8 protein-coding genes are annotated in these 10,302 nt (G+C 67.6%); 7 read left to right on the top strand and 1 reads right to left on the bottom strand.

What is annotated here, in order from left to right; genetic code table 11:
• Nucleotides 1-7 precede the first annotated feature (7 nt).
• Both WMF19_RS42045 and WMF19_RS42040 read left to right on the top strand, forming a co-directional pair.
• Nucleotides 8-1,015, top strand: coding sequence for a UDP-glucuronic acid decarboxylase family protein (locus tag WMF19_RS42045; protein WP_437895515.1), 1,008 nt, complete (start codon nt 8-10; stop codon nt 1,013-1,015).
• Nucleotides 1,016-1,144: 129 nt separating this feature from the next.
• A complete protein-coding gene (locus WMF19_RS42040; protein ID WP_437895514.1) occupies nt 1,145-2,104 on the top strand; it encodes a hypothetical protein in 960 nt (319 codons plus the stop codon).
• A 55-nt stretch (nt 2,105-2,159) separates the two neighbouring features.
• Here the strand turns inward: WMF19_RS42040 and WMF19_RS42035 are convergent, their stop codons facing one another.
• Nucleotides 2,160-2,297: a hypothetical protein gene (locus WMF19_RS42035; protein ID WP_437324642.1), complete on the bottom strand. Its 138-nt coding sequence runs from the start codon at nt 2,295-2,297 to the stop codon at nt 2,160-2,162.
• Between WMF19_RS42035 and WMF19_RS42030 the strand changes: the two genes are divergently transcribed.
• The 5 genes from WMF19_RS42030 to WMF19_RS42010 all read left to right on the top strand — a co-directional run bounded on the left by WMF19_RS42030 (nt 2,288) and on the right by WMF19_RS42010 (nt 10,299).
• The gene (locus tag WMF19_RS42030; protein WP_437895513.1) at nt 2,288-3,055 is read left to right on the top strand and encodes a TetR/AcrR family transcriptional regulator; all 768 of its coding nucleotides are present in this window, start codon (nt 2,288-2,290) and stop codon (nt 3,053-3,055) included. The genes WMF19_RS42035 and WMF19_RS42030 overlap by 10 nt on opposite strands.
• Nucleotides 3,056-3,131: 76 nt before the next feature.
• Nucleotides 3,132-3,599: an ABA4-like family protein gene (locus tag WMF19_RS42025; RefSeq protein WP_437895512.1), complete on the top strand. Its 468-nt coding sequence runs from the start codon at nt 3,132-3,134 to the stop codon at nt 3,597-3,599.
• Nucleotide 3,600: 1 nt separating this feature from the next.
• Nucleotides 3,601-4,434 (top strand): hypothetical protein, encoded by an 834-nt coding sequence (locus WMF19_RS42020; protein ID WP_437895511.1) that lies wholly within the window; start codon nt 3,601-3,603, stop codon nt 4,432-4,434.
• A gap of 257 nt (nt 4,435-4,691) precedes the next feature.
• On the top strand, nt 4,692-7,109 hold the full coding sequence (locus WMF19_RS42015; RefSeq protein WP_437895510.1) for a type VI secretion system Vgr family protein: 2,418 nt from the start codon (nt 4,692-4,694) through the stop codon (nt 7,107-7,109).
• A gap of 82 nt (nt 7,110-7,191) precedes the next feature.
• Nucleotides 7,192-10,299 (top strand): DUF2169 family type VI secretion system accessory protein, encoded by a 3,108-nt coding sequence (locus tag WMF19_RS42010; RefSeq protein ID WP_437895509.1) that lies wholly within the window; start codon nt 7,192-7,194, stop codon nt 10,297-10,299.
• The last annotated feature ends 3 nt before the right edge of the window (nt 10,300-10,302 follow it).

Below are 10,302 nucleotides of genomic sequence, written 5' to 3'. Positions count from 1 at the left end.
GAGAGACATGAGCGCAGCGCTGCGCATCCTGGTGACCGGGGGCGCCGGATTCGTCGGCTCCCACCTGTGTGATCGGCTGATCCGGGAGGGCCACGAGGTCGTCGCGCTCGACGACTTCTCGACGGGCTCCCGCGACAACGTCGCCCATCTCCTCTCTCACCGGCGCTTCCGGCTGGTGGAGCACGACGTCATGCAGCCGTACGAGCGGGAGGTCGATCGCATCTACAACCTCGCCTCGCCGGCGAGCCCGCCGCATTACCAGCGCGATCCGGTCCGGACCACGCTGGTCAACGTGGTCGGCGCGCTCCACGCGCTGAAGCTCGCCGAGGGCTGCGGGGCGCGGGTCTTCCAGGCGTCGACCAGCGAGGTCTACGGCGATCCCGAGGTCCACCCGCAGCCGGAGGACTACCGGGGCGCGGTGAACCCGATCGGGATCCGCTCCTGTTATGACGAGGGGAAGCGCTGCGCCGAGTCGCTGGTGATGGACTTCCACCGGCGCGGCGTCGAGGTACGCCTGGCGCGGATCTTCAACACGTACGGCCCGCGGATGGCGCTCGACGACGGTCGGGTGGTGTCGAACTTCATCGTACAGGCGCTCCGGGGTGAGGACCTCACAGTGTACGGCGATGGATCCCAGACGCGGAGCTTCTGCTACGTGGACGACCTCATCGAGGGGATCGTCCGGCTGACGGAGCACCCGGCCGAGACGGGCCCGGTGAACCTGGGCAATCCCGAGGAGTTCACGGTGCTGGAGCTCGCCGAGGAGGTGCTCCACCTGACCGGGAGCCGGGGTCAGGTGGTGTTCCGCCCGCTGCCCGAGGACGATCCGAGGCAGCGGCAGCCGGTGATCGACCGCGCGCGGCGGGTGCTCGGGTTCGAGCCCAAGGTGCCGTTGCGCACGGGTCTTCGCCGCACGATCGAGGGTTTCCGGAGCGCGCTCGGGCTGGGCCATCGCGCACCTGGGCTCCCTGTGTCGGACGATGACGCACCGTTGCCCCGGGCTGCGAACGGCTGAGTCGAGCCGACCGTGGAGCCGGTGCGGCGCTCATGATACCGTGAGCGCTCTGACGCCCGATTGTCGCACAGGGCCGTGCGGCGAACGGCAGGGGCACTACGCCCTTAACTTAGAGCGAAGGAGAGCGGCATGGATCTCAGGGCATGGTGCGCGGCGCTCTGCGCGGCGACGGTGGGTATCGCGGGCTGCGGCGGGGACTCGGGCACGGGCGATACCGGCGGTTCGCCGGGCGGCTCGAGCTCGGGCGATGCGCCGGCGGGGGGTTCCAGCGGCCAGGGGGGTTCCTTCGGCGATGGGGTTGGCTCCGGCATCGGGTCCGGGTCCGGCAGCGGGACCAGCGGAGCAGGAGGCAACGGCGCGACGGGGTGCGAGCACGTCGATGTCGTGTTCGCGCTCGACAACTCCTCGAGCATGGATGAGGAGAAGGCATCGATGCGCGACGTCGTGTTCCCGGCGTTCGCGCAGGCGTTGCTCGATATCGATGGCATCATCGACTTCCGCGCGGCCGTGATGGACGCCTGCCCGCTCCCCGCCACCTTCCACACGCGCGGCGCCGCGGGCGACTGCTCGTTCCAGAGCGGCAAGGCGTGGATGGAGAGCACGAGCACCGACCTCACGGGCGAGTTCCAGTGCGCTGCCGACCTCTATGCGGACGACGTCGAGTGCACCGGCGACAGCGACGACGAGCAGCCCGCGTCCACCGTCGCCGCCGCGCTGGAGCCGCCGTTCTCGACCGCCGAGAACGCGGGGTTCCTCCGCAACGACGCGCTGCTCGTCGTGGTGGCGATCACCGACGAGGACGAGCAGCCCGTCCCGCGCCAGACGCCGCGACAGATCCACGATCGGCTGGTCGCCGCGAAGGGTGACGCGAAGAACGTGGTGTTCCTCGGCATCGGCGGGAGGCGGCAGTGCGCGGGCGCTTATGGGGACGCGGAAGAGGCCGAGGACATGCAGACGCTCGTGGACCTGTTCGCCGCCGACGGCCGTGGGTTCTTCTGGGACCTGTGCGAAGGGCACCTCGAGGACGGCCTCACGAACGCCCTCGCGGCGATCGAACAGGCGTGTGGGGAGTTCGTGCCCATCAACTGACCCCACCTGCGAGGCCAGCTGACGAAGGGCGGCGCCATGAGGCGCCGCCGGCAGGCTACCGCGGCAAGCTCTCCTGGTCTTCCTCCGGCGCTTCGCCCTCCTCGGCGCCGAGCTGATCGACTTCCTCCCACAACGCATCGAGCTCCAGCCGGAGCCCTTCGCGGCGCCCTCGCGAAGAGATCCTTGACGGCATCCGATGTCATCGTTATAAAAAGTAACACTGTTACGAACGAGGACGTGGACGGCCTCTGCGCCGCCCGGAGACCAGGCGACACGGACATGGCGAGCTCGCGCCCGAAGACCACGAAGACCAGCGGCACGACCCAGGCGGAGCGCCTGCAGGCGTCGAGCTTGCAGCGCCGCGAGCAGCAGAAGGAGAACCTGCGGGGCGCGATCCTGGCGGCGGCGGGCGAGCTGTTTCTGGAGCAGGGCTACGAGGCGTTCTCGATGCGCCAGGTGGCCGAGCGCATCGGCTACTCGGCGACGACGATCTACCGCTATTACGAGGACAAGGACGACCTCCTGTTCGCGATCGTCCACGACGGCTTCACCGAGTTCCAGCGGGCGCTCGTCGCGGCCGCCGAGAGCACGGCGGACCCGATCGAGCGGCTCGTGGCGCTCGGCGCCGCGTACGTTCGCTTCGGCATGGATAACCCGGTGCACTACCGGCTGATGTTCATGCAGCGCTTCGACTTCGTCTTCGACCAGCGGAAAGCGCGGCAGCAGCCGATGATCGACTCGTTCGACGTCCTGCAAAACGCGGTCGCGTCCGCGATGGATGCGGGCCTGATGCAGCGCGGCGACGTGGAGCGCCACAGCCAGGTGGTCTGGGCCCTGGTCCACGGGATCACCGCCCTCGGCCTGGCCGACCGCGGCCGCTTCACCGCCGATGACGTCGGCCGGACCATGGAGATCGCCATGAAGATGATGGTCCGGGGCCTGCGCCCCTGATCGCTCTCTTTTTTTCTCGCAAAGTTAACACTGTTACGAATAGTTTCATCGTTACAGTCAGCAGTCGGTGGAGGGTATGATGGATAAGGTCTTTGGACTGAGCGGCTTGCTCGTGATGCCGTTCTGGTTCCTCATGATTTTTCTGCCCCGCGCTCGATGGACGCGGCGGATCATGGAGTCGCCGCTCGTCGTCGTCGCGCCCGCGCTGCTCTACACGGCGCTCGTCCTCCCGGTCATCGGCGAGGTGCTGCCGATCGTCAACCAGCCGAGCCTCGCGGCGGTCGCCCCGCTGCTCGGCTCGCCCGCGGGCGCCACGATCGGCTGGGTTCACTTCCTCACCTTCGATCTCTTCGTGGGCCGGTGGGTGTACCTCGACAGCCGAGATCGCGACATCTCGCCGTGGCTCATGGCCCCGGTGCTCTATCTGACGCTGATGCTCGGGCCGATGGGGTTCTCGCTCTACCTCGCCGTCCGCGCGATCGCCGCTCGATCGGCGCGCGCCGTCGTCACGACCGCGGCGCAGCGCCGCGCCGGGGAGGCCTGACATGAGCGCGCGCTCTGTGACCACCTCGCTCCAGCTCCCCCGCTCGATCGAGGAGCTCCTCAGGCGGAGCCCCGTCCTGTTCGCGGCGGCCGCCGCCCACGTCGCGCTGCTCGTCTTGCTGCTCGCCGTCGCCCCGCTCGACGCGCGCCTCGTGATGGGGGTGAACCCGTGGATCAAGCCGGCCAAATTCGCCGCCTCGATCGCCGTCTACCTCCTGACGATCAACTGGCTCGTCGGCGATGTCGCGCTCCCGCCGAGGGGCCGCAGGGCGGTCGTCTGGGGCACGGTGGCGATGGTGAGCTTCGAGATGATCGCGATCACCGCGCAGGCGGCGCGGGGCGTGGCGTCGCATTTCAATCAATCGACGCTGTTCGACGGCGCGGTGTTCGCGCTCATGGGCATCGCCATCCTCGTGAACACGGCGCTCGCGGCGTACCTCGCGTACAGGTTCTGGGCGACGCGACCTCCGCTGCCGGCTCCCTACCTCTGGGGCATCCGGCTGGGTCTCCTCCTGTTCCTGCTGGCCTGCGCCGAAGGCGGCGTCATGTCGGCGCACAACGCGCACGGCGTCGGCGTCGCCGACGGCGGGCCCGGGCTCCCCGTCGTCAACTGGAGCACCCGAGGAGGCGACCTGCGCATAGCCCACTTCTTCGGGATGCACGCGCTGCAGGCCGTCCCGCTGGTCGGGTACTGGCTGTCGGCGCGGGCGTCGGGGTCGGCGCCGCGCATGCGGCGGGCGGTGCGATGGGTCATCGCGTTCGGCGTCGCCTACGGCGCCGTCGCGCTGGCGCTCTTCCTGACAGCCCTCGCAGGCCGACCGCTGATTCGAATGTAGCGCGCCGCGCGAGGACGGCGGTCCTGCGCTGCCGGAGGCGAAGAGGCGAGCCCGCGCGGACCGCCGACGATGGCGCGTGACGATGGGCGCGAGCAGGGAGTCGTCAAGCCCATGACCTCGCCTGCGACGAATTCGTCGCGTCGTCGTCACCGACGGACAACAACAAGCAGGCGCCACGCCACACAACTGACACAAATTCCGTCTAGGCTCTCCAGCGCGTCTGCGCCTGCCGCTGTTTCCCACCCGTGAGGCTCGCCATGCCTGACAATTTCGTCGTCCAATCAAGCGCCCTGCCCTCTTCCACCAAGCTCGTAGCTTTTCATGGAACCGAGGGTATCTCGAAGCTCTATCGCTTCGAGCTCTACCTGGTGATGACGAACGACGCCGGCCAGAGCTTTGATATGGCCGCGGCCGTGGGGCAGCCGGTAAGCATCTCCCTGGAGCGGAGCGACGGCGGCGAGCCCTTCCTTCGAAGCGGCGTCCTCGGGAGCATCGAGCTCATCAACGAGTTCGTCGGTCGGTCCGTCTTCAGGGCCACGATGGTCCCGCGCCTCGCCCTGCTCGCCATGTCGTTTCACAGCCGTGTCTTCACCGCGCAGGCGATCCCGGAGATCATTCAAGCCGTCCTTCAGAAGGGCGGCGTCACGGACTGCGCCCTCCAGCTCCAGGGATCCTACGCCGCCGAAGAGCATATCTGTCAGTACCGCGAGAGCGACTACGCCTTCATCACCCGGTGGATGGAGCGCGAAGGCATCTATTATTACTTCGAGCATGGGGAGGGCGGCGAGACGCTTGTGCTGGTCGATGACAAGTCGGCCCATCAGCCGCATGGCGGCAAGCCCATTCGTTATTACCCGCAGCCGGGCGGCGCCAACACCGCGAAGGACACCTTCCACGCCTTCACCTGCCGGCATGACGCCATGCCCGGCACGGTCCGCCTCAAGGACTACAACTACGCGACGCCGGCCGTGCCGGTCACCGGGCAGGCGTCGGTCAGCCCCAATGGCTTCGGCGAGGTCAGCCTGTACGGCGCGCGGTTCTTCTCGTCGGGCGACGGGGCGCGGCTGGCGCGGATCAAGGCGGAGAGCCTCGCCGCGACCGGCGTCGTGTACCAGGCGATGGGCAAGGCAGCGACGGTGGTCCCTGGGTTCACCTTCGAGGTCGAGGACCACCCGCGGGCCGCGTTCAACACGAAGTACCTGGCCATCGAGATCGAGCACTGGTCCAACCAGGCCCCGGACATGCCCGAGCTCCGCGACTTCACGACGTGGACCGACAACTACCGCATGGAGGCCAAGGCCATCCCCGTCACGACGCAGTTCCGCGCGCCGCAGGTCACCGAGTGGCCCCGCATCTTCGGCACCGAGATCGCGATCGTCGAGGGCGCGGCGGTCAGCGAGTACGCGCAGATCGACAGCCATGGTCGCTACCGGATCAAGTTCCTCTTCGACGAGAGCGACCTGAGCGGGGGGAAGGCGTCGACCTGGGTCCGGATGCTCCAGCCCCACGGCGGCGGCATCGAGGGCTTCCACTTCCCGCTGCGCGCCGGCGTCGAGGTCATGTGCGCCTTCGAGGGCGGCGATCCTGACCGGCCGGCCATCGTCGGCGTCGCGCCCAACGCGCTCACGCCGAGCCCGGTCACGTCGGGGAACAACACGCGGAACGTGATCCAGACGGGCGGGCGGAACCGGCTCGAGCTCGAAGACCAGGCCGGGCAAGAGCGGGTCACGCTGTCGACGCCTTATGACAACACCTACCTCCGAATGGGGGCGCCCAACGGCGGCGCGTCGTATGAGGTCAAGTCGCAAGGCCACGCTTATGTGTGGATCGGAGGCAGCTCCGAGAACATCGTGACTGGCAACCGAACGGCGATCACCGTGGGCATCTCCGAGAGCGTGATCGGAGGCTTCAGCTTGAGCGCCGTCGGGGGGTACGCCGGCAGCTTCATCGCTGGATACTCACAGAACGTGATCTTGGGCTATCGCCACACGACCATCCTCGGCAATGAAAAGACGATCCTCCGCGGCAACCGAAAGACCACCATCACGAAGGATCGCACCACGAAGATCGGGGGCGACGACACGTTCACGCTCGTGGGCGATCGCCTCGCCACCATCAGGGGCAACAGCAGCTTGCGCATCATGGGGAAGCGCAACACCCAGATCAGAGGCAAGGACGACAGCACCTTCTTCAACGGGCGAGAGACGACGGTCTTCGTATCGAACAAAAATACGATCAACGGCACCAGCGAGACCGATGTCAACGGGACCCGACGCACAGACGTCCGCGGCCATGCCACCAGCCACTTTTACGCAGGGCGAACGACCACCGTTCACGCGGGGGGAAGCTCGAAGACGATCAGAGGCGGTAACACCGCCAAGATCTATGGCGGCAGAAAAACCACGGTCTATGGACCGAGCTCGAGCACCATCCATGGCCCCGCCGAGAGCAAGATAACAGGCCTCTACACGACCAAGATCGGCTCGCGCGTCGAGGTCATCAACGGAACAAAATACGAGAACATCAAGGGGCTAGCGTTCAAACGTGCCCCCTTGGAGATAAAGAAATTGAACGCAGCAGAAATCTCGGCAAAGGGCTACAAGGCCTCAGCCGAGATCATGACGATCAAAACTCGACTCGGTCTCTCGAATGCGGACTTGCACATCCTGAAGTAATTCACCCATCGAGTGTGGAACAGGCTCGCGCCCGGCGCTGAGCCGAACGATCCATCGAGCCCGCTACCCTGGAGTCCGTCGGATGAAAATCGTCAAGCCCATGCGCCTCGGGGTGGTGCCGAGGGTCTTCATGCACCAGCGCACCCCGCACCTCGTGGTCACCACCTTCGTCGGCTTCTCCTACGACCGGCCGGCCCGGCTGCTCTATGAGCCCACGGTCTGGAAGATCGCCATGGAGGAGCTCGGCGAGGACGGCCTCCTCGACGAGTTCAACCCCAAGACCCGGGGCGAGCTCCTCGTCACGGGCCGCTGCTATCCGCCGGGGCGCACCGCCCGCCCCGCGAGCTCGGTCCGCGTCCAGCTGGGGCCCATCAACAAGAGCCTCTACGTCATCGGCGACCGGACGTGGGGGATGCTCGGCATGTCGGATCCGACGCCCTTCACCGAGATGCCCGTCACCTGGCGAAACGCCTTTGGCGGGAAGGACTTTGCCAGGAACCCGCTGGGCAAAGGCCACGGCGACAAGAGCGCGGCGCTCCCCAACATCGAGTCGCCCAAGCACCTCATCCACGCGCGCAGCGACTGCCCGACGCCCGCCGGCCTCGATGGCTACGACCTGACGTGGCCCCAGCGGTTCTCCAAGATCGGCACCTACGACGCGGCGTGGCGCGACGAGTGCTTCCCTGGTTTTGCGCGGGATCTGGACCCGACGCTGTTCAACATGGCTCCGGAAGACCAGCAGATCGACGGGTTCTTCAGGGGCGACGAGACCTTCGTCGTCGAGAACATGCACCCCGACAAGCCTCGGATCGAAGGCGCCCTTCCCGGGGTCGTGAGTCGATGCTTCGTCTGCCTCAAGACGAGCGACGGCGTGGAGATCCACGAGCCCGCGATGAAGCTCGACACGGTGCGTCTGTTCCCGCACCGCGAGCGTGGGGTCGTCCTCTTCCGCGGCGGCATCGAGATCTCCGAGGACGACGCAGACGACGTGGTGGCGGTGCTGGTTGCCTGCGAAGCCATGGGTGCCCCCAGGCCCGCCGCGTATTACCACGACTACCTCATCCCCCGGCTTGGCCTTGAGAGCAACGATCTCCCGGATGACCAGGACGACACGCTCATGCCCGAGCCCGAAGATCCGGAGGCGCCGCCGCTGCCCGATGACACGCTCTCCGGGCTCGCGTCAAAGCTCAGGCGGGAAGGGTTTCTGGGAGGCACTCCGGCTCGCTCCGTCAAGCGCGCTGCCAGAGCCGCGGCCGGCGCCGGCGTCGTCACCGCCGGTGTCCACGGAGCGGGAGCAGCGGAGGGCCTCGACTTCGAAGCGGCCGAGGCCGAGCTCGAGAGGGACCCCGACATCGAGGCGACCGAGGCCGAGCTCGCCGAGATGGGGATCGACCCCGGGCACCTCGCCGCCGCAGCCGACGCGGAAGGGGCGGAGCCAGCCACGGACTTCCCGGAGGGCACGGAGGAAGAAGAGAGCCCTGCATGGTCCCAGGCGGACGCGGGGGTGAGCCACGAGGCGGACACGGAGCCACTCGCGTTTGCGGCCCCGACGACGACCCCCGCCCTGGAAGACGACCCCGAGGAGGCCGAAGCGCTTCGCGCGCAGGAAGCGCTCATGGAATGGGGCAAGAAGCAGCTGCGAGACCGTGGCATCGATCCAGAGGCGCACCTCGCCCAGGAAGAGCCCTCCAACGACCTTGCGTCCCTCGATGACTCGGAAGAATCCGAAGAGGCCGTGGTCCGCCTGGTCGAGGGTCGGCTCAGCGGCGGGCTGACCGCGCACGGGGTCGACGTCGGCGCGTTGCTGGCGAGGACGCGTCAGAACGCCGCCGACGGTCCGAGCGAGATCAGGATGTCGGAGGTCCGCGAGCGCGTGCGGCAGTCGCTGACGAGCGAGGGCTTCACGCCGGAGAAGAGCGAAGAGCTGGTGTCGTCGCTGGATTGGCAAGCATTCGAGGACGAGACCCAGGCCGCCGCTGACGAGGACCTCGACGACACATTCCACCTCCCCGACGAGGCGCCCGAGGCTGCCCACACCCTGCCCGAGGACGAGGCCTGGGGCGGTGAGCCTGCGGACGACGAGGGCTTCGCGTCTGCGGAGGATCTGGACGACAGGGCTTCGTCCTTCGCCGAGCTGGGCGAAGACGGGCCTCGGCTCGCGCACCTCCTGGCGGCCTCCGCGCCCCTCGACAGCGAAGAGTCCCTGCGACTTCGCAGCGAAGTGGAGGCCGGGCACAAGGAGGGGCGGAGCTTCGCGGGGTGCGACCTCACGGGCGCCGATCTCTCTCACCTCAACCTCGAGGGGATCGACCTCGAGGGCGCCATGCTCGAGTCGGCCTTTCTCACCGGGAGCATCTTGCGAAGGGCGAAGCTCACAGGCGCCGTCCTGGCGCGAGCCAACCTGGAAGCCGCGGATCTCTCGGAGGCCAAGCTCAACGGAGCCAATTTCGGTTCGGCGTGCCTGCGGGACGTGAAGGCAGGTGGAGGCGTCGATTTCGGCGAGGCCGTGCTCGTCAAGGCGGACCTCTGGGGAGCGGATCTGTCCGACGCCAATCTCTCGCGCGCCGACCTCTCCGAGGCCAATTTCTGCGACACCAACCTGGAGAACGCCGTCGCGGAAGAGGCGACGTTCCAGCAGGTGGACCTCACGGGGGCGCGCCTCGTGGGCGCGCGGCTCTCGGGGTGCACCTTCAACGAGGTGAACGTGACCGAGGTCGATTTCACCGGCGTCGACCTGAGCTCCGCCACCTTCATCGCCGCCCAGGGCGACCGCGCCATCTTCCGGAACGTGATGGCAAAGGACCTCACGAGCGTGATGGGCTCGTCCTTCGCTGGCGCAGACTTCGCCGGCGCGACCCTCGCCGGCGCGAACCTGATGGGGACGAACCTCGCCGGCAGCGACCTCTCCGACGCCGACCTGCGCGGCGCGCTGCTCAACGAGGCCGACTTGACGGAGGCGAGCCTCGATCGCGCGAACCTCGCCGAGGCCATGCTGACCCGCGCCAACCTCACCGGGGCGTCGCTCTACGCCGCTGACCTGAGGCAGAGCATCATGAACCATGCGTGCGTCCAGGGGGCCAACTTCGAGAAGGCCAACCTGTTCAGCGTGTGCGCCGATCGAATGGTTGGAGATGACGACACGAGCTTTGCCGGCGCCAACCTCAAGCGACTCAGGGTAATACCGGCTTAGAGG

The organism is Sorangium sp. So ce124 (assembly GCF_051525235.1).
GTDB lineage: Bacteria > Myxococcota_A > Polyangia > Polyangiales > Polyangiaceae > Sorangium > Sorangium atrum.
This window is presented reverse-complemented; position numbering and strand designations above follow the sequence as displayed.

Bases quoted from the DNA above. Each gene is read 5' to 3' on its own strand.
- WMF19_RS42020 (WP_437895511.1), top strand. From the start codon at position 3,601: ATGAGCGCGCGCTCTGTGACCACCTCGCTCCAGCTCCCCCGCTCGATC.
- WMF19_RS42015 (WP_437895510.1), top strand. From the start codon at position 4,692: ATGCCTGACAATTTCGTCGTCCAATCAAGCGCCCTGCCCTCTTCCACC.
- WMF19_RS42045 (WP_437895515.1), top strand. From the start codon at position 8: ATGAGCGCAGCGCTGCGCATCCTGGTGACCGGGGGCGCCGGATTCGTC.
- WMF19_RS42040 (WP_437895514.1), top strand. From the start codon at position 1,145: ATGGATCTCAGGGCATGGTGCGCGGCGCTCTGCGCGGCGACGGTGGGT.
- WMF19_RS42035 (WP_437324642.1), bottom strand. From the start codon at position 2,297: ATGCCGTCAAGGATCTCTTCGCGAGGGCGCCGCGAAGGGCTCCGGCTG.
- WMF19_RS42010 (WP_437895509.1), top strand. From the start codon at position 7,192: ATGAAAATCGTCAAGCCCATGCGCCTCGGGGTGGTGCCGAGGGTCTTC.
- WMF19_RS42025 (WP_437895512.1), top strand. From the start codon at position 3,132: ATGATGGATAAGGTCTTTGGACTGAGCGGCTTGCTCGTGATGCCGTTC.